General features: G+C 63.0%; 20 protein-coding genes. 11 read left to right on the top strand and 9 right to left on the bottom strand.

Going from position 1 to position 18,830, the window contains the following annotated elements:
* Positions 1-36: 36 nt before the first annotated feature.
* Positions 37-1,401 carry a D-serine ammonia-lyase gene (locus ACK41V_RS04085; protein ID WP_409778180.1) on the bottom strand — a complete coding sequence of 455 codons (1,365 nt, stop codon included), beginning with the start codon at positions 1,399-1,401 and terminating at the stop codon, positions 37-39.
* A 96-nt stretch (positions 1,402-1,497) separates the two neighbouring features.
* Between ACK41V_RS04085 and ACK41V_RS04080 the strand changes: the two genes are divergently transcribed.
* The 4 genes from ACK41V_RS04080 (at position 1,498) to ACK41V_RS04065 (ending at position 4,637) form a co-directional block, all read left to right on the top strand.
* A complete protein-coding gene (locus ACK41V_RS04080; RefSeq protein WP_409778177.1) occupies positions 1,498-2,460 on the top strand; it encodes a LysR substrate-binding domain-containing protein in 963 nt (320 codons plus the stop codon).
* Positions 2,461-3,040: 580 nt separating this feature from the next.
* Positions 3,041-3,460, top strand: coding sequence for a hypothetical protein (locus tag ACK41V_RS04075; RefSeq protein ID WP_409778174.1), 420 nt, complete (start codon positions 3,041-3,043; stop codon positions 3,458-3,460).
* Between the two features lie 26 nt (positions 3,461-3,486).
* The gene (locus ACK41V_RS04070) at positions 3,487-3,696 is read left to right on the top strand and encodes a hypothetical protein (RefSeq protein ID WP_409778171.1); all 210 of its coding nucleotides are present in this window, start codon (positions 3,487-3,489) and stop codon (positions 3,694-3,696) included.
* Between the two features lie 554 nt (positions 3,697-4,250).
* On the top strand, positions 4,251-4,637 hold the full coding sequence (locus ACK41V_RS04065; protein ID WP_409778168.1) for a DUF5071 domain-containing protein: 387 nt from the start codon (positions 4,251-4,253) through the stop codon (positions 4,635-4,637).
* Positions 4,638-4,947: 310 nt separating this feature from the next.
* On the opposite strand, the gene ACK41V_RS04060 is transcribed toward ACK41V_RS04065, so the two are convergent.
* Entirely contained in the window at positions 4,948-5,538 is a 591-nt protein-coding gene (locus ACK41V_RS04060; RefSeq protein WP_409778165.1) for a hypothetical protein, read from the bottom strand.
* Between the two features lie 637 nt (positions 5,539-6,175).
* Between ACK41V_RS04060 and ACK41V_RS04055 the strand changes: the two genes are divergently transcribed.
* The 4 genes from ACK41V_RS04055 to ACK41V_RS04040 all read left to right on the top strand — a co-directional run bounded on the left by ACK41V_RS04055 (position 6,176) and on the right by ACK41V_RS04040 (position 9,632).
* Positions 6,176-6,478, top strand: coding sequence for a helix-turn-helix transcriptional regulator (locus ACK41V_RS04055; RefSeq protein WP_010458494.1), 303 nt, complete (start codon positions 6,176-6,178; stop codon positions 6,476-6,478).
* 15 nt (positions 6,479-6,493) lie between these two features.
* On the top strand, positions 6,494-7,825 hold the full coding sequence (locus tag ACK41V_RS04050; RefSeq protein ID WP_409778161.1) for a type II toxin-antitoxin system HipA family toxin: 1,332 nt from the start codon (positions 6,494-6,496) through the stop codon (positions 7,823-7,825).
* Between the two features lie 99 nt (positions 7,826-7,924).
* The gene (locus ACK41V_RS04045; RefSeq protein WP_409778158.1) at positions 7,925-9,010 is read left to right on the top strand and encodes a diguanylate cyclase; all 1,086 of its coding nucleotides are present in this window, start codon (positions 7,925-7,927) and stop codon (positions 9,008-9,010) included.
* A gap of 337 nt (positions 9,011-9,347) precedes the next feature.
* The gene (locus ACK41V_RS04040) at positions 9,348-9,632 is read left to right on the top strand and encodes a DUF6150 family protein (protein ID WP_409778156.1); all 285 of its coding nucleotides are present in this window, start codon (positions 9,348-9,350) and stop codon (positions 9,630-9,632) included.
* Between the two features lie 30 nt (positions 9,633-9,662).
* On the opposite strand, the gene ACK41V_RS04035 is transcribed toward ACK41V_RS04040, so the two are convergent.
* A complete protein-coding gene (locus ACK41V_RS04035; protein ID WP_409778153.1) occupies positions 9,663-10,508 on the bottom strand; it encodes a fumarylacetoacetate hydrolase family protein in 846 nt (281 codons plus the stop codon).
* A gap of 466 nt (positions 10,509-10,974) precedes the next feature.
* Here ACK41V_RS04035 and ACK41V_RS04030 point away from each other — a divergent pair, with 466 nt between their 5' ends.
* Positions 10,975-11,574, top strand: coding sequence for a chromate transporter (locus ACK41V_RS04030; protein ID WP_409778150.1), 600 nt, complete (start codon positions 10,975-10,977; stop codon positions 11,572-11,574).
* Complete coding sequence (locus ACK41V_RS04025) at positions 11,571-12,176, top strand: chromate transporter (RefSeq protein ID WP_409778147.1); 606 nt, start codon at positions 11,571-11,573, stop codon at positions 12,174-12,176. The genes ACK41V_RS04030 and ACK41V_RS04025 overlap by 4 nt, the downstream gene beginning before the upstream one ends.
* 238 nt (positions 12,177-12,414) lie before the next feature.
* Here the strand turns inward: ACK41V_RS04025 and ACK41V_RS04020 are convergent, their stop codons facing one another.
* The 3 genes from ACK41V_RS04020 to ACK41V_RS04010 form a co-directional block, all read right to left on the bottom strand.
* Entirely contained in the window at positions 12,415-13,581 is a 1,167-nt protein-coding gene (locus ACK41V_RS04020; RefSeq protein WP_409778144.1) for an ABC transporter substrate-binding protein, read from the bottom strand.
* Positions 13,582-13,991: 410 nt separating this feature from the next.
* On the bottom strand, positions 13,992-14,738 hold the full coding sequence (rlmB, locus tag ACK41V_RS04015; RefSeq protein ID WP_409778141.1) for a 23S rRNA (guanosine(2251)-2'-O)-methyltransferase RlmB: 747 nt from the start codon (positions 14,736-14,738) through the stop codon (positions 13,992-13,994).
* 141 nt (positions 14,739-14,879) lie between these two features.
* The gene (locus tag ACK41V_RS04010; protein ID WP_409778139.1) at positions 14,880-15,581 is read right to left on the bottom strand and encodes an ABC transporter ATP-binding protein; all 702 of its coding nucleotides are present in this window, start codon (positions 15,579-15,581) and stop codon (positions 14,880-14,882) included.
* A 15-nt stretch (positions 15,582-15,596) separates the two neighbouring features.
* Between ACK41V_RS04010 and ACK41V_RS04005 the strand changes: the two genes are divergently transcribed.
* Positions 15,597-16,286, top strand: a complete 690-nt coding sequence (locus ACK41V_RS04005) for an arylesterase (protein WP_409778136.1) — start codon at positions 15,597-15,599, stop codon at positions 16,284-16,286.
* Positions 16,287-16,301: 15 nt separating this feature from the next.
* On the opposite strand, the gene ACK41V_RS04000 is transcribed toward ACK41V_RS04005, so the two are convergent.
* The 3 genes from ACK41V_RS04000 to ACK41V_RS03990 all read right to left on the bottom strand — a co-directional run bounded on the left by ACK41V_RS04000 (position 16,302) and on the right by ACK41V_RS03990 (position 18,785).
* Positions 16,302-16,490 carry a hypothetical protein gene (locus ACK41V_RS04000; RefSeq protein ID WP_409778134.1) on the bottom strand — a complete coding sequence of 63 codons (189 nt, stop codon included), beginning with the start codon at positions 16,488-16,490 and terminating at the stop codon, positions 16,302-16,304.
* A 65-nt stretch (positions 16,491-16,555) separates the two neighbouring features.
* Positions 16,556-17,395, bottom strand: coding sequence for a DUF2189 domain-containing protein (locus ACK41V_RS03995; RefSeq protein WP_409778132.1), 840 nt, complete (start codon positions 17,393-17,395; stop codon positions 16,556-16,558).
* A 151-nt stretch (positions 17,396-17,546) separates the two neighbouring features.
* Positions 17,547-18,785 (bottom strand): aminotransferase class I/II-fold pyridoxal phosphate-dependent enzyme, encoded by a 1,239-nt coding sequence (locus tag ACK41V_RS03990; RefSeq protein ID WP_409778129.1) that lies wholly within the window; start codon positions 18,783-18,785, stop codon positions 17,547-17,549.
* Positions 18,786-18,830: the final 45 nt, after the last annotated feature.

Here is an 18,830-nt window from a genome sequence, read left to right as displayed (position 1 = left end):
AGGTGGGGGAATCGACGAATCGGGGGATGAGAAAAGTCAGCCTTGGGCCGCGAGCACAGCCCGCCCGCGCTGCACAAAGCCCTGGTACTGCGCATCGGGCACCAGCAGGCCGCCCGTGGTCCACACTAGGTGGGTGGCGTTGTGCAGCACCGCATCCACGCCAGTGCTGCGCAGCCAGGCCTGTCCGGCGGTGGTGCCGGTCAACATGGCCGGGCCACTGAAGCCTGCGGCAGCCGAGGGCTCGATGCGCTCGCCCAAGGCATCCAGCACCAGCACCAGTTGCGCAAACAAGGTGTCGTCGGCCACGGTGAACACGCCCGACAGCAGCGGGCGCATCAGCTCGGCCGCCAGCAGCGACGCACGCGGCACGGCCAGGCCATCGGCCTCGGTCCGGTTGGTCAGGCCCCAGTCGTATACCGACGGGTGCTGCCCCTCGCCCTGCGTGGCATCGGCCAGCATCTGCACCAAAAAGCACGGTGATTGCACTGGTTCCGCAAAAAAGCAATGCACATGCGGCCCCAGCAGCTGCCGCAGGCCAAACGTGATGCCCGCGGGCGCGCCGCCCACGCCGCAAGGCAGGTACACGATGAGCGGGTGCTCCGCGTCCACCACCACGCCCTGCGCTGCCAGTTGCTTTTGCAGGTGCAGCGCCGCCGCGCTGTAGCCCAGCAGCAGCGAGAACGATTGCTCGTCATCTACAAAGTGGCACAGGGGGTCGCGGGCCGCCTCGGCCCGCCCTGCGGCCACGGCGCGCTCATAGTCGCCGGTGTGCTCCACCACCTGCACACCACGCTGGCGCAGGCGGTCCTTCTTCCACTCTTTGGCGTCGGCCGACATGTGCACCGCCGCCTTGAAGCCCAATGCCGAGGCCACCACACCAATGCTCATCCCCAGGTTGCCCGTGGATCCCACCGCCACCTGATAGCGGCCCAGCACCTCGCGGGCGGCCGGGGTGGCCAGTGCACGGTAGTCACCACCGGGCTCGACCAGACCGTGCTCCAGCGCCAGCCGCTCGGCAAACTCCAGCACCTCGTGCATGCCGCCCCTTGCCTTGATGGAGCCCGCCACCGGCAGGCTGTGGTCGGCCTTGATGAACAAACGCCCCAGCCCCTCGGCCAAACCCAGCGCGGGTTGCAACGCGGCGGCGGGCAGCAGAGGCGACTCCACCACGCCCCCGGTGGCGGCCAGCTCAGGGAACACCTGCGCCAGCAGGCCTGCAAAACGGGCCAACCGGGCGGCGGCGGCCTGCGTATCATCCAGACTAATGCTGCGCCCCAGCGCCTGCAAAGCGACTGGCGGTTGCGCCTGCCGGGCCGGGTTGGTCCACAGCGCGGGCTGGGCATTGCACAAGCGGGTGGCCAGCAGCGCATCCACAGTAGGCATTCGGTCAGCAGGCGTCATACAGATTCATTCAGTCGTTGAAGTCTTGACTGCATTCTTCGCCGGTCACGCCGCTGTCACAAGCCATTTATAGTGAGCGCAGCATTAGTATTAATAATGGACATTCGCCTCTCCCCTTCCCTGCTGGCCTGGCTGCGCAGTTTTGATGCAGCGGCCCGCCACGGCAGCTTTACCAAGGCGGCAGCCGAGCTGTGCATCACCCAGGGCGCCGTCAGCCAGCAGGTCAAGCAGCTCGAAGACTGGCTGCGCCGCCCGCTGTTCTTGCGCACCCCGCGCGCCCTGGTGCCCACGCCCGAGGGCAAATGGCTGGCCGTGGTGCTGCGCGAGAGCTTTGACGCCATCGAAAGCACCCTGGCCCAGATGCGGCAGCCGCCCGAGGCGGCCACAGCCACCTTGAGCTGCTCACCCTCGTTTGCCATGAGCTGGCTCACCCCCCGGCTGGGAGACTTCTTTCGCCAGCACCCGCACACCGGCCTGCGCGTGTTTGGCGAGTTCCACACCCTGGACCGCACCCGCATGGTGCGCGATGGCATCGAAGCCGCCGTGCGCTTTGACCTGGGCGGCTACCGCGACCTGAACGCCACGGTGTTTCTGGACGAATGGCTCATTCCCGTCGCCAGCCCCGAGTTTTTGGCCCGCCACCCGAGCATCACCCAGCCGCAAGACCTGCACGGCGACTGGCTGCTGCACGACGGCAGCGCCTGGGACGGCGCAGACACGTACGAAGAGTGGCAGCACTGGTTCACCCAAGTGGGCGCCACACCCCCGCCCTGGGCCGGCGGCCAGCAGTTCAACCTGTCGCAACTGGCCCTGGGCGCCGCGCTCGCAGGTCAGGGCATTGCGATGGGCCGCGCGGCGCTGGTGCTGCAGGATGTGAAGGCCGGGCGCCTGGTGCCGCTGCTGGGGCGCAGCGTGTTGTCGCGGGCGGCGTATTCGTTTGTGACCACGACGCACCCCAGTCCGGCGATGCAGTTGGTGCGGGATTGGTTGGGGGATGAGGCGCAGAGGTTTTGTGGCGAGCGGGCGCAGGTGTTGCCAGCGCCGCTGGATGTCAGGTAGCTGGGTAGGTCAGGTAACGCCGCCCAACCGGCGCACTAGCCAGCAGCGAGGTGTCAGGTTATACCCAGTGAGTCAACGCGAATACTGTGACTAGATATTCGGTGTTTTTGGCCTCTGGCGCTTATTGAGAAAGCGCGAGCAGCTATTGTTTTTGAACGATTCTTGGCTGTTCACGGCCCATGAATCCTGAGACAACTGGCCTTGTGACGCGGCCCGCTCATTCACTGGGAAAGTCTGGGAGAGTAGCTCGCCAGCAGATCACTCCCCAGCAGTCGCGACGGCAATGTCTGAGATAACGAGGACGACCGCTTCAGGCTGGTTTCGGACTTTCACTCGACCACCATTGGCAGGCAGTTTTTGACCCGAAGCGGTCTGTTTGCCATGCAACAGGGATCGGCCATTGGCTGCCGCTCAGTTAAAGTCCTCGCCCTTCGGGTGATTTTTGCCCGCATCGCGCACCTCACATCCGAAGTGGCATTGGCTCCCGGTGACGGGGTTTGAAAACAAAATCTGCGACTTTGGGAGGTACGTCGGCTGATGCGGCCGTGCAAACTGCAGCTCGCGAAGCTAGAAAAACAATATGCTGTTAACCGATATAGCCGTCGAGCACACTTTGGTGTCCAAAAAGGATGGCGTTCGTCAGACTTTCTTGCTGCATCCTTTTACCGATACACAGCGCGATTCGCTTGGCAAATTCGAACTCGTTCGCGACGTCAGTCAGCCAGGATTCAAAGACGTGAAACGCTCCACCTTCGTGTCGTTTCACCAATTAGCGGAGTTGTATGCGAAAGGCCTGCTCGAAGAATTCGGGTTTTCCGTTCGCATGTGTCCAGGTCAAGGTACTTACCCGGCCAAGCTTCCAGCAAAAAAGATATTGCCAACCAGCATCAAGCCAGGCTCTTCGTTCGACCTGGCGGCGCAAAAGGTGGATATTTCCAAACCTGCGACTCGCGAATTAAGAACAGCCTTGCTTCGCGCCAACGTCAAAATTCAAGAGTAACAACGCTGATCGGTATGGGAGTAAGTGTGAATTCATCCATTGCGCATGCTGAACTCATCGCCACGTTCAAGCGGGTCGAAGCAGATGCCGATCACAAGTTCGGGCTGATCAAGGCGGCTGCGAATAAAGGGCCCAAGGCCATCCAAGCCGCCACAGAAACAGCGGCAAAGGCTGCAAAACGCAGGGACTCGTATGCGAAAAAGCTGGATATTCTGGGAGTGAACCTCAAGGATTGAGCTCCGCCAAACATACGGCGTGACACCAGCCATTGGCGACCGCCCATAACGGGCCCTGATCGTAAAAATAATCTCTGTAATCTAAAAAAAATCGGTAGTGCACCGATTTGCTTGATGTCCACACGCAGCAGTGAAAGCGTTTTCTGTTTTCAGATCGCGAAGGTATGGAGAGAGATGGGAAGCCGCTTTAGGTTGGTTGCGGACGTACGCCCCACTGTCGCGAATGAGTACTATCGGCCAATAGCGGTCAAATGATTCGCTACGAAAGCACCAAGTGAGCAACCCTAAAAAGTCCCACAACGAATCAGTCACAACAGCCAAAACAAGGAGCGTCAACCACCATTTCAAGAGGGAGGGGCGATTGATGTTCTGGTTCTTTATTGGCGTACCCGTCTGCCTGCTGCTCGGAGCCTTCCTGTTGGGTCCTACGCTCCTCACACTCGCCGGTCAGTAGAGTGATCGGCGCATAACTGGCAACATACGGCCAACATCGGACGTCGCCGCTGTTGGCACATCAAAAGCGTTTAGGTTCGCACTGCTGAATCTACGAAGAAATGAGCCTTGAATTACTGAAAATGCTTCCACGCGATAAGCACGATGTGCAGCGCGCCGAAGCTTTGGTTCAACTGGGCTATCCAGCGATCGAGCCAGTACTCCCGCAGCTTCTTAGATGGACTCAGGATGGCAACTGGCCCGTTGCTCGAGTGCTTGCGCCACTTCTAGCAGATATCGGCCCCTATCTTGTCCCCCACGTCCGGCTGATCCTGAACGGAGTCGATGACACCTGGAAGCACTTTCTTCTTCAGACAATCGTTGCTGATTCAGTTGAAATGAAGAGGCTACTGTTGCCTGACCTCGAACGTTTGGCTAGGTATCCCACTGCGAGCGAAGCTGCGGAGGAATTGGATTCAATCGCAAGTGCCTTGATCGCGATTCCGTAGCCGGCCAGGAGCAGCCAGTGGGGCAAGTAAAAGCGAGTGATCAACGTTTGAACTCCCTGGACCCGCCAGCGCAGTTGGCCCAGGGCCCGCTGCAATGGCTGTTGGCACCGATGCAGAAGTAAGCCACTTTTGACTCATGTACCGACGACCTCGTGAGCCACGCGAGTGGCTCTATCCCCACACGGCTGTTGGGTGCGGGGGCGGAACAAGTGGCGCAGTCGAAGGTCGGCGCGGTGGCTCACTCCGGTCTCGGCATCAGTCTGGTCCAGCCCAAGGCGCGACCAATAAGCCTTCGCGGAAGGCGGTTGCCTCAACCCGGTGTCTGCCCCGACTTGGTAGACGCCGCGGGCTTCACCAGCCGCGCGATCTCACCACCGCACGCGCTGAAGTTGCGAGCGTATTCCTCGGGGTTGTCGAACAGCACCTGGGCTTGCATCAGGCGGTCGAGTTCCTGTTTTGCGTAGAGCAGGATGCCCGCGCTGTTGCCGCCCGAGGCCCAGGGATAGTCCAGCTCGCGGAACTGGCGCGCGATGTCGCGGTGAATGCGCACATGCGTCTGCTCGTGTTTCATCACGTGCGCATAGGCACAGCTGCCCGGCGGGAGCTCGCTGGCCACGCGCAGCACCGGTTTGATGTAATCCAGCCGCACGACGACGCCCTGGCAACTGGTCTGCGGCATCACCGCCAGCTTGGTCTCGACAACGACGTGGCCGAGTTGCGTACCGCTGCGGCCGGCGCCCGCGCCGATCTTCGTCAGTTCGGCGGTCGGTTTGGCGTTGTCCACTTCCGGGTCGGCGAACCAAGCCGCAGTGAAACGCACCGCCTTGTCGCAGGGAGGCAGGTCGGCGGACTGCGCCTGGAAGCAGGCGCTGACCAGCAGCAGAGCGAGGAGGCTTTTCATCGTAACCTTCTGGTTATCGGCAAGATGCGCTCGTCCTGAAGCGGTGGCCGCAAGGCGGCTAGCCTGACCGGGGCGGACGAGCATGCCCGGCGCCGGCTGATCGCCAGTTGGCGTTTTTTCAGCCTCCGATCGCATTTCCTGAAATCGTATTCGACCTGACTTGGCATCGACGCAATGACTCGCATCCCGCCCAGCTTTGGTTCAGAGGACTAATCGCAGAGTGCTCGGCATCGTTGTGACCAGATACCCTGAAGCTCGCGGATAGAGGAGCCGCGCTGTCGCCCAAACGCGATACGCGACGCTGTAAACCGGATGGCAAATGGAGCGAAGCCCAAGGCGCATGACTCGTCATGCGAACTCAGGGCCTGCTGCTGCCAGTGAATGCAAACATTCAGCGAGTGCTTTATCAAACCGCCAGCGGCAGCTCTTGCCCGATAGTGCGCCTTAGATGGCACGGTTTGGATGACAGCAATCGCTGCATTGCGGCCGTTCCGGGCAGTCCCGCCGGAACAGTGGCCCAGACTGGGCCTGACCTATCGCGGCATACCCGCCACTTTCCGCTCTCGCTGGGTCAAAAAACTTAGCGAAAAGATAAAATATATACTCTTTTTTAAATACTAAGAGTATAAATAACATCATGTCTACCGACCTCATCCCCACCCTCGCCGCCGCCCGCAAGGCCCACCAGATGACCCAGGCCCAGCTCGCTGAAAGCGCAGGCCTCAGCCGCATGACGGTGCAGCGCACCGAAGGCGGCGACCTGGACCCGCGTTATTCCACCCTGGCCGAGATGGCGCGGGTGCTGGGCATGGACATCATCGCCGTGCCCAGCAGCCTGCGGCCCAGCCTGGAGGCGTTCATTCAGTCGGGGGGCAAGTTTCTGGGCCAGCCGGAGGGTGTGGATGCGCCGCCCTCGGTGGTGGACGGCCTGCGCCGCTGACCGTAGCCATACCCCATGAGCACCTCCATCCGCTACCTGCGCCTGTACCTGCACCGCCCGGCGAAGGCGGACGGAGCGGCGGGCGGTCGCGAGCCGATTGGCTACCTCTCGCAATACGGCGACATCCTGCGCGTGTCGTTTGACGAAAGCTACATCCGCAACCCGCAGCGCCCCACCCTGTCGCTCAGCTTTCAGGGTGCCGACGAGGCCGCTACGCAGCAGATCCTGGCATCGGCACGCGATGCGCGGCTGGTGCGCACCGATGGGCGCTGGCCGGTGTACTTTCAAAACCTGCTGCCCGAAGGCCACAACCGCGAGCGGCTCGCGCGCGAGCGCGGCTGCAGTCCCGATGACGAGTTCGAGCTGCTGGCCGCCGCAGGCCACGACCTGATGGGCGCGCTGGAGGTGGAGCCCGTGCCCGCGCAAGACGGCATCCCGGACGTGGTGCGGCACTGGCACACCACGCAGGGGCTGGATGTGCTGGAGCCGGGGTTTGTGGAATTCCCCGTAGAAGACGCGGCATCGCTGCCCGGCGTGGTGACCAAGTTCAGCGCGGTGCAGGATGGCCGCCGCTACACGGTGCACCGCAAGGGCGCGGCGGGCAGCGTGATCTTGAAGCTGCCCACCACCGCCCACCCCGACCTGGTGGCCAACGAGTTCACCGGCTACCAGCTGTGCAAGGCGCTGGGTCTGCACTGCGCCGATGTGCGCGTCATCACCCGCGCCGAGGCCGACCTGCCCGATGCCGTGCCCTTCAACGAAATTTTGGCCGTGCAGCGTTTTGACCACCTGCCCGGCGGCGCGCGCGTGCACATGGAAGAGTTCAACCAGGTGCTGGGCTACACGCCGCGCCAGAAATACGGCAAAACCCATGGCAAGGGCGCGCTGCAGGATTGGGCCACCATGCTGCGCGTGCTCAACCGCCTGAGCCGCCAGCCGGTGCAGGACACGCGCGAGTTTCTGGCGCGCATGGTGGCGTTCATCCTGATGGGCAACACCGATGCGCACCTCAAAAACTGGGCCCTGGTCTACCCCGATGGCCGCGTGCCGCAGCTGGCCCCGGTGTACGACCCCGTGTGTGTGGCCGCGTTTTTTGACGGCGTGCCCGAGCCGCAATACGCGGTCAACCGCGCCATCGACAAAACCCTGCAGGCGCTGACCTGGGACGACATGGAAGGCCTGATGAAATCCGCCGGGCTGCTGCGCGTGCCGCGGCACCTGGCGCTGCTGCGCGGGGTGGTAAAGCAGGCGCAAGCCGATTGGCCTGCGCTGCTGCAAGATGCGCCGCAATCCGTGCGCAGCGTTGTAACGCAAAGGTTGGCAGGGGGCGTTGCTCTGGGCCGCTGACGCATTGACGCGCTGACGGGTTCAAGGCCAGCGACGCTGCCTGGCTGCGGATTCGTTCTGCGCCCGCAAAGGGTTTTTTACACATGGATACGATGCGCCATGGAATCACAGCCCCCGATCCCGGCCGATGAGGCACTCGTCCAGACTGCGTTGGCGGACCCGCAGCGTCTGGCTGCAGTGTTCAGTACCGGTCTGCTGGACACCCCGCCCGAAGAAAGTTTTGACCGGCTGACCCGCCTGGCGGCCAAGCTGACCGGGGCGCCGGTCACCTTCGTATCGCTGGTGGATGCAAACCGGGACTTCTACAAAAGCACCTTTGGCATGGGCGAGCCCTTGTCCACCGCCCGCGAGTTGAATGGGCGCACCTTTTGCCACTACGCCCTGGTGTCTGGGGGCGCACTGATTCTCGAAGATGCCACGCAACTTCCGGTGTTTCAGGACGTGCCCACGGTGGCATCGTTGGGGATCAGGGCGTATGCGGGCATCCCCCTCAAAACAGAAGAAGGAGAAGTGCTGGGCAGCTTCTGCGCGGTGGATTTCAAACCCAAACAGTGGAGCGAGCGGGATATTGAAATCCTCGTGGAGCTGGCCCACTCCGCTCTGCGCGAGATCCGGCTGCGCCAGGCACTTCAGAAGGCCGAGGCACTGAACCAGCAGCTGCTGGAGCAGGTCAAGCGGGTGGATGAGTTGAACCGGGAGCTTGGCGAACTGGCCACCACCGACGCGTTGACGGGTCTGAACAATCGACGGGCATTCGATCACGGCCTGCAATTGGAGATGGCCATTGTGGAGCGCAGAAATACGCCCCTGAGCCTGCTGATGCTGGACGTGGACCATTTCAAGCGCATCAACGACCAGTTCGGCCATGACGCGGGCGACAAGGTGCTGATCGCCATCGCCCAGATGCTGAACGGCTGCGCCCGGGTGGTCGATGTGGTGGCCCGGGTGGGTGGCGAGGAGTTCGCGGTCATCCTGCCCAACACCGACGCCGACGGCGCGCTGGAGGTCGCCGAACGCATGCGCACCACAGTGGCCCAGGCCAAGTGGCTCGCGAACCCGGCGACGATCAGCATTGGCGTTGCCACCCTGCAGATCAAGGAATCTGCGAGCCGCCTTTATTCGCGCGCAGATGCCGCGCTGTACGACGCGAAGGCGAAGGGGCGAAACCGGGTGGTGATGGGGTAGACGACGGTCATGTCAGTTCCACCCGCGTCGCCAGGCATCCAACTCGCTGGGGCGCAGCCGATTCGGCGCGATGCATCGGTTGATGTCGCAATAAAAGTATTGCGACATCAAACGCGTGGCCGCGCATCCTTGGAGGGCACTAAATTATGAAAATTGATAGCTACTAGCGCTTATCCACCAAGCGCTAGAGGCCAATTTGGCTCAAAAACTTACATTCACAAGCACCCTAGCCAGCCCGCAGACCGCGTTTTTGGATAACCTCAGAGCGTTTGTGCGACCGGTCCGCTGGACCGGTCATCACCCACCCTCATCGCGCAACCGCCAGAAAGGGAGCCCTGTGGCCAAGATCTTGGAAGTGAAATACGAAAACCAGGCCCAAGCCCGCGTCTGCGAAGTGGCCTACGAGAGCCAGGCCGACCTGTGCTTCCACGAAGTGGCCTACGACACCCAGGCCGTCGGCGATATCGCCTGGTTCTTTGTTGCGTACGAGAAGCAGGCCAGCTTTCGGATCTTCAAAGTGAAGTACGAAACCCAGGCAGACCTGAAAGTCTTCAGGGTGAAGTACCCCGAACAGGCGGGCTGGCGCACCACGGGGCATGCGCTCAAGGGCAAGCTGGGGTGACCTCTCGCGTTTAGACAACAAGGTTGCTGCTCACCCACCCACCAACGTCTGCACCTGCTCCCCCAGCCCCGTAGCGCCCAACCGCACCACATCGCCCGCCTTCAAAAACCACGGCGCGGGTTTCTGACCCAGGCCTACGCCTGCGGGCGTGCCGGTCAGGATCAGGTCACCGGGCTCCAGCGTCATGAACTGGCTGATGTACGACACCACCGTGGGCACACCAAAGATGAAGTTGCGGGTGCTGCCGTTTTGCACGCGCTGGCCGTTCACCTCCAGCCACAGGTCGATGGCATGCGGGTCCGGGACCTCGTCGGCCGTGGCCAGCAAGGGGCCGATGGGGGCAAAGGTGTCGTAGCTTTTGCCTTTGTCCCACTGGCCGCCGCGCTCCATCTGCCAGGCGCGTTCTGACACATCGTTGGCCAGCACATACCCGGCCACATGCGCCAGCGCGTCGGCCTCGGTCACGTGGCTGGCGCGGGTGCCGATGACGATGCCCAGCTCGACCTCCCAATCGGTCTTGAGCGCGCCAGGCGGAATGCGCACGTCGTCGTTGGGGCCGCTGAGCGCGGTGACTGCTTTCATGAACAGTACGGGCTCGGCGGGCGGCTGCATGCCGGCCTCCTTGGCGTGGTCTGCGTAATTCAGGCCCACACACACGATCTTGCCCACACCACCCACTGGGCTGCCCAGGCGGGGCGAGCCCTCCACCGCGGGCAAGCGGGAGGCGTCGATGGCGGCCAATGCGGCCAGGGTGCGGGGGTTGAGCTGGGCGGGGCCGATGTCGGGCAGCAGCATGGACAAGTCGCGCAGGGTGCCCTGGGCATCGACCAGCCCGGGGCGCTCGGCACCGGGCTGACCGTAGCGGATGAGTTTCATGGAAATCCTTGAGGGGTGAAGCTATGGCGCAGAGAGGTGGCACAGACAGGTTGCGAATACCGGTCGCGCAAAGCGCGCAGCATACCGACCGCAGCGCCTCCGCGCAGACGCCAAACGCTCGTGCAGTGTTTCACGCTGGATGGCACCAATAAAAAGGATGGATTTTTGACACTGGCAAGGCGCAAACCGGAGCGATACCGGGTATCGCGAGGATTGGCAACGCCGCCGAGGGCGAAAAGACGCCTTTTTATGTGCCAGATAGCGCGAAACACGGCACTGGTGCCGTGCCGCATCACGACGCCTGCCGACCCAAGCGGATGCGGGCCAGCGGCGTAACATCCTGCGGTGTGCTCAGCGCCCGCGACCTGGTGACATCACCCGAAGCGCATTCACGCAAATTCCTGAATTGATAGCTGCTAGCGCTTATACATCAAGCGCTAGAGGCACTTTTGACCAATATTTTGATATGGCCGACGACGCCCTTCCCCCCTCCCCTGACCCGCTGGCCATGCAGCGGCCCCAGCCCCGCAACCCGACCGATCTGTTCTGGTCCTTCACCTGGCTGGCGCTGCAAGGTTTTGGCGGCGTGCTGGCCGTGGTGCAGCGCGAGCTGGTAGAGAAAAAGCGCTGGATGACGAACGAAGAGTTTGTCGAGGACTGGGCGGTGGCGCAGATCATGCCGGGGCCCAACGTGGTCAACCTGAGCATCATGATTGGCGACCGCTACTTTGGTCTGCGCGGTGCGTTTGCGGCGCTGGCGGGCATGCTCACGTTTCCGCTCATGCTGGTGCTGACGCTGGCGGTGGTGTATGCCCAGTTTGCCAGCCACCCTGCCGTGGCGGGCGCGTTGCGTGGCATGGGCGCGGTGGCCGCGGGGCTGATTGCGGGCGTGGGCATCAAGCTGTTTGTGTCCATCAAGAACCACCCGCTGGGGCGACCGCTGTGTGTGGCGCTGGCGGGGCTGACCATTGTGGCCATGGCGGTGCTGCGGCTGCCGCTGTTCTGGATCTTGCCGGTGTTGGGCGGCGCGGCCTGCGTGCTGACTTTCAGAAAGATCAAACCATGACCGACGCAGCGCAACACGTGGCCGCCCTCGGTGTCGCCGATTGGCTCAACCTGTTTCTGTACTACATGTCGTTGTCGCTGCTGGCCGTGGGCGGCGCCATTGCCACCGCGCCTGACATGCACCGTTTTCTGGTCGAGCGCCAGGCCTGGCTGACCGACCCGCAGTTCAGCGCCTCCATCGCCATTGCCCAGGCGGCCCCGGGCCCCAATGTGCTGTTTGTGGCGCTGCTGGGCTGGAACGTGGGCCTGAACGCAGGCGGCCCCGGCGCGGCAGGCTGGCTGCTGGGCGCGTTGGGCATGGCGGTTTGCATGCTGGGCGTGATGCTGCCCAGCAGCCTGCTGACCTGGACTGCGACCCGCTGGGGCCACCGCAACCGCGAGCGGCGCGCGGTGCGTGCCTTCAAGCAAGGCATGGCGCCCGTGGTGATTGGCCTGCTTCTGGCCACATCCTGGGTGCTGGCCCGCGCGCATGGCGACCCCGCGCAAGACTGGCCGCTGTGGCTGCTGACCGCCGCCACCATGGTGCTGGTGTGGCGTACCAAACTGCACCTGCTGTGGATGCTGGGCGCCGGGGCGGTGCTGGGGGCGCTGGGGTTGGTGTGAAAGCCGCACAGCGCTTGGGGCACTGATACCGGTCCGTATTCAAATACAAACCGTTCACGCTGAGCCCTTCGACAGGCTTAGGACAGGCTTGTCGAAGTGACGCGCGAGGCTTCGACAAGCTCAGTCCGAACGGCTCTGATGGATCGAACGCGAAGCCGTAGAAGCGGTAGCCAGAAACAGCGCCGGACAACACCGAACAGACCGAACAGTCTGCCGGTCTGCCTCGCCCCAACCGCCCTCAGCTCAAACGCCGACCGTTGTCCGCGTAGATGGCCAGGTAAATCGCGTCCGACCCGATGTACGGCGCCTTGTTGCCAAAGCCCACGCTGAAGTCGCCAAACGACAGGGACCGGATGCTGGCCAGCCCTGCGCGCAGGCGTTCGCGCGTGAGGTCCTTGCCGGCGTTCTTGAGGCCTTCGATCATGATCTGGCCGTTGAGCCAGCCTTCGAGTGCGCTGCCACTGTTGATGAACGCGGGGTTGGCACCCGTGGCCTTCATGGTGCTCTGGAACTTGCGCACCACCACCGATTTTTGCGAGTTGGCGTCCGGAAACACCTGCACCAGCGCCAGGCCGCGCGTAGCCGATGCCAGCTTGGGCAGTTCGGACGAGATCACCGTGACGGAGATGCCTGCCAGGGGCACGCCCTGCGCCTTGGCGCGGAAAGCCTGCACAAACGCGGTGTTGGCCGTGCCCGTGGTGGCCAGCAGCACGGCGCCGGGGCGCTCTGCGGCCACCTTGTCAGCCAGGTCGGCGCCATTTTTTCCGTCCACGGCCAGTGCGTATTCGCCCGCGCGTTCCACCTTGATGTCGTCAAGCGCCTTGGACATGTCCTTGAGCACTTCTTTGCCAAAGGGGTTGTCCAGGTACACCACGGCGATGCGCTTGAGGCCCATGTCCACGATCTGCTTGACCAGGCGTTGGGTTTCTTCGCGGTACGTGGGGCGCAAAAAGAACACGTGGCGCGCCTCGGCGCTGCGCAGTGAGGTGGCGCCGGTCACAGGCCCCACGGTGGGGATGCCCTTGGCTTCGATCATCGGCAAGATCGCGGCGGTGTTGGCGGTGCCCAGCGGCGAGATCAAGGCAAAAATCGATTGCGAATCCACCATCTCGGTCACGTTCTTCAACGTGCGCGCGGCCACATAGCCGTCGTCTTTGGGGTCCATGCGGATCTCGCGGCCATGGATGCCACCCGCCGCGTTCACCTCGGCAAATGCGGCCTTCATGCCCGCCACTTGCTCAATGCCCGCCTGGCCCAGCGGGCCGGTCAGGGCGATGGAGCAACCCAGGGTGATGGATTTGGGCGTCAGCGCCTCTTCCGCCGCGGCAGCGGTGTGGGCCCACGTGGGCAGGCCGGTAACGGCAGCCACTTGGGTGGCGCGCAAGAGAAAGTGACGACGGCTCATGGGGTTCTGACGGAAGAGTGCAAAGGAGGCGGAGGCTACCGCCTGTGCGTGCGGCGGCCTGTCAGCTCAGCGACAGGAAACTGCCAAACAACACATCACGCGCTCTCAGACCCACACGCACTCAAAAATATCAATCCGTTCATGCTGAGCCCTTTGGCAAGCTCAGGACAGGCTTGTCGAAGCGCTGCGCGAGGCTTCCACAAGCGCAGCCCGAACGGTTTTCTCCATCATCGAACGCGAATTCGTACTAGGCGGGAACTGCGCTCAGCCGCCGGTATGCGCATTACGACAGGTGGGCACGTCGGATTCAGCGCTGATGCCTGCACCGGTCAGCACGGCAAAGGGGTGCGCCTACTGCCCCCCCGTTTTCACGGTGTCCGAAGCGGCTTCCATCCGCTGCAGGGGGAGTCTCAGGACCGCTGGCGCAACGCTTCGTACAGGCACACGCCGCTGGCCACGGACACGTTCAGGCTTTCCACCGCGCCCTTCATGGGGATGCTGACCAGCTCGTCACACGTCTTGCGGGTGAGCTGGCGCATGCCGTCGCCCTCGGCGCCCAGCACCAGGGCGACGGGGCCCTTCAAGTCCACCTGGTAAACGGTCTTGGGCGCATCGTCGCTGGTGCCGATGCACCAGATGTTGCGTTCCTTGAGTTCGTTCAAGGTGCGCGAGAGGTTGGTGACCATGAAATACGGCATGGTCTCGGCCGCGCCGCTGGCCACCTTGGCCACGGTGGCGTTGATGCCCACGGCGTGGTCTTTGGGGGCGATCACCGCGTGGGCCCCGGCACCGTCCGCCACCCGCAGGCAGGCGCCCAGGTTGTGCGGATCGGTCACGCCGTCGAGCACCAGCAGCAGCGGGTTTTCGATGCCGTCGGCTTCCAGGTTTTCCAGCAGCTCATCGAGCGAGGTGATCTGCGCCACCGCCTCGACCCGTGCGGCCACGCCCTGGTGGCCGTGGCTGCCGGCCAGCTTGGCAATGCGTTCACTGTCGGCTTCGATCAAACGGGCACCGGCCTCGCGGGCGCGGTCGAGAAACTGGCGCATGCGGGCGTCGCGCCGCGTGACCTCGTAGTAAATCTCGATGACGGATTTGGGCGCGGTCTTCAGACGCACGCCCACGGCGTGAAAGCCGAAGAGAACTTTGGGGCTGGACATGGGGGGATTATCCGCTGGCAAGGAGCGCCCGCTTCAGGCGACTATCAATTTCATAGCTACTAGCGCTTAGTGAATAAGCGCTAGAGGCCAAAAACACTCAAAACTCCAGCTTCACATCGGTCCGCTGGATCTATCAGGCGTTCAGACCACGCGGCCTGCTTCGATGGTGATGCGCCGCTCGCACTGCTCGGCGATGGCCCGGTCATGGGTGACCAGCACCAGCGTTGTGCCTTGTTCGCGGTTCAGGTCGAACATCAGCTTCATGATGGTTTCGCCGGTCGCAAAGTCGAGGCTGCCGGTGGGCTCGTCGGCCAGCAGTACGGCGGGTTGCACCACAAAAGCCCGCGCCAGTGCCACGCGTTGTTGTTCGCCGCCGGACAACACCTTGGGGTAATGCGACAGGCGCTGGCCCAGGCCCACGCGGGCCAGCATGTCGGCAGCCGCCTTGCGTGCATCGCGGCGGTCGGCCAATTCCAGCGGCAGCATCACGTTTTCCAGCGCGGTGAGGTTGCCCATGAGCTGAAAGCTCTGGAACACAAAACCCACTTTTTGCGCGCGCAGTGCAGCGCGGGCATCTTCGTCGATGGCAAAGAGGTCATGGCCATCCAGCCGAACCGTGCCGCGCGTGGGGGTGTCCAGCCCAGCAATGATGGACAACAAGGTGCTTTTGCCAGACCCTGACGCACCCACAATCGCCGCGGTTTCCCTTGGTGCCAGGCGGAAATCGATATCCCGCAGAATGTCGAGTGTTCCGGTGGAATCCGTCACCGACTTGAAGACATGCTCCACAGCGATGATGGATGTGGCAGAGGGTGTCTTGGGCAATGGGGAGGATTCGGACATGAAAGGCTCTTTACTTTGATTCGATATCAGCAACGGCGCCACTTTATCCTGAGCGCTTCTATCGGGCTCCTGGTGGGGCTTTCGGCGCCCCACGCCATGGCCCAGACAGCCGCCAAGGCGGCAAATGCGGCGACTGCGCCGGCGCGCCAGCCCGTGATTCTGGTGCTGGGCGATTCACTCAGTGCTGAATATGGTCTGGCCAGAGGCACGGGCTGGGTCGCCCTGTTGGAGAAGCAGCTGGCGCAGGACAAGATGAGCGCCACCGTGGTCAACGCCAGTGTGAGCGGAGAAACCACTTCGGGCGGCCGCTCGCGCCTGGCGGCACTGCTGGCGCAGCACAAACCCAGCCATGTGGTGATCGAGCTGGGGGGCAACGACGCCTTGCGGGGACTGCCGCTCAAAAATACGGAAGAGAATTTGACCTTCATGACGCAAGCGGCGCAAAAGGTCGGCGCCAAGGTCTTGCTGGTGGGGATGCAGGTGCCGCCCAACTATGGGACGGACTACGCCAACCGGTTTGCGGGTCTGTTTGCCACGGTGGCAAAAGCCCAAAAGGCCGCTGTGGTGCCCTTCTTTCTGAAGGGTGTGGCCGACGGGCCCGACCCGACCCGTCTGTTCCAGCCTGACCGCATTCACCCGCGCGCCGAAGCGCATCCGCAAATGCTGGCCAATGTGTGGCCGGAACTGAAAAAGCTGTTGCGCTGAAGCTCAGCCGATGTGTTAGCCGCCGGGAGCGCTGGCAGGCTGATCAGGGGCTCCGGCGTCGCCCGCTGGCTGGTCATCAGCGGGCGGGCCGCCCTGCGGATCGTCCGACCTGTGTTGTGTTTTAGATCTCAGCTTCTCTTCCTTTTTTTTCTTTTTGGCGAGTTCGCGCTGGCGTTTTTCGTATCCGTAGTTGGGTGTTGCCAAGGTAATTGCTTCCTGAAGTAGAGGCTCACTGTAACAGCATGGACTTTTAGAACCCGACTAAGCGGTCATGCTGCAGCGGGTGGCAGTGGGGTTACGGAGGCCCGGTACGCATGCCAGCTGGCGAAGCCCAGCACCGGCCCAGCCAAAAGCAGCCCCACACCCCAGAACCAGAGCGACAGCGCCACGGTGCCGGTGATCAGCGCGCCCCACAGCAGCATGACTGCGGGGTTCTCCAGCACCACCCGCATGCTGGTGATGCCTGCGGTCAATGCGTCGGTGTCGCGGTCCAGAATCATCGGGATAGAGACGACCGACGTAGAAAACACCAGCGCCGCAAACGCGCCGCCCACCAGGGCATACACCGCCACAAAGCTCCAGTTCTGCGGGTTGAATATGGCCTGCAGAACGCCGGTGGTCGATGGCATGCCGGTATTGAAGAACACCGCAAACACCACCAGTGACGCCCGGCCCCACAGCAGCTCCAGCACCACCATTACCAAAACCAGCATGCCCATGCTGCCCATGTGACTGTCCCAGCACGTGAGCGACGCGCTCAGTTGAGGTTTCAAGCCTGCCTCGCGCCTGCGACTGGTGTCGTACAAGCCCATGGCCAGAAACGGCCCCACCAGCAGACAACCGCTGGCCAGCGACATCGTGTACTCGGGTTTGGTGCGAAACACCCAGCCCAGCAACAGCGCCATGCACCAAAAGCACACACCGTAAAACACTGCAATGCCTGGCGCCGCACGCAGGTCTTGCACGCCTTTTGCCAGCCAGCGAAACGGGTCTGCCAATCGAAGTGGCTGCAAAGTGATAGGCGCAGCCGGTTCTGTCGGCAAGTTGTGTGACGGGAGCGCGTCGACCGGATCAGGCGCCAAGGGGGCGGGGTTGGGTGTGTCTGGCATGCAGGCAGTGGGCGGACAGTGGTTGGGCAGCAGGCAATCTGCAACCCCTCACACTAAGTCACCCGCCCGCAGGGCACCACTAAGGAAACTACCACTTTGGGGGAAATAACGAGGCGCGCACACGTTGGCGGGCCTCGTTTCTTGACCTGCGTCAAGCCAGGGAGAAAGCGCGCTCCATGGCCTGCTGCAAATCCTGTTGCAGGTCTTCCACGGACTCCAGCCCAATAGAAAACCGCACCAGCGTACCCGGCTGGAGGTGTGCCGAAGACCGGGCGCGCATGCTGGCCAGTTGGTAGGGCACCACCAGGCTCATGGGCCCACCCCAGCTATAGCCCAGCTTGAAAAGGCGCAGGCTGTCGCAGAACAGATCCACTTGGTCCTGGGTAAAACGCGCGTCAATCATCACGCTGAACAGTCCCGCCGCAGCCCCGGGCCCACCTTGCGCAGCCCCACACAAGGCCTTCCAGTGGTCATGGCCGGGCGAACCCGCCAGCGCAGGATGCAGGACCTGCGCGATGGCAGGCTGCTGCTGCATCCACTGCGCCAGCGTGCGCGCCGCTTCGTCATGGGCGCGATAGCGCAAACCGATGCTGGGCAAAGAGCGCAGCACCGCTTCGGCGTCGTTCACACCAACGCCCAGCCCCAAACGCATGTGGGTGAGCTTGATCTTCATGTGCAGTGCCAGATCACGCGTGATGACGCTGCCCATCAATACATCACCGCCGCCGCTGGGGTATTTGGTCAGTGCGTGGGCCGAAATGTCCACGCCCAGGCTGCCATCACCCGTGAGGTCGAAGGGCGCAAACGCCAGCCCTGCGCCCCAGGTGTTGTCCAGCGCCGTGGTGATGCCACGCGCACGGCAGATGCGCACCTGCTCACACAGATCTGGAAACTCCATCGTGACAGACCCTGGTGCCTCCAGCCACACCAGCTTGGTAGCGGGTGTGATGCGGGCTGCCAGATCGGTGGGGTCAAGCGGGTCGTACAACACGTGGGTGATGCCAAAACGCGCCAGCTCCCCGTTCGCCAGGTCTTTGCTGGGCCCATAGGCGTTGTCGGGGATGAGAACTTCGTCGCCGGGTTTCAGCAGGGCGAGCGCCACATTGGCGATGGCTGCCAGCCCACTGGGGACCAGCACACATTGCAAACCACCTTCCAGGGTACAGAGGCGCTCTTCGAGAATGAACGTGGTAGGCGTGCCGTGCAGCCCATAGGTGTAGCCACTCTTGTCCTTCCACTCCCGTGTGCGCATGGCGGCCACATTCGGAAAGATGACGGTCGAAGCCTTGTAAACGCCGGGCTGAGGCGCGACAAATCCAACGGGGGGAAGATAGTCGTGGTGGACGATGCGGGTGGCGAGGTCAGTGTCGTGATCTTTCATGCCGGGCATGTTAGCGCGCCGCCCAAGGCAAACCCTAGGCGGCGCATTTACATC

It is taken from the genome of Acidovorax sp. (assembly GCF_046291265.1).
Taxonomy (GTDB): Bacteria; Pseudomonadota; Gammaproteobacteria; order Burkholderiales; family Burkholderiaceae_C; genus Acidovorax.
The sequence above is the reverse complement of the archived record's forward strand: the minus strand, read 5'-3'. Positions and strand labels throughout refer to the sequence as shown.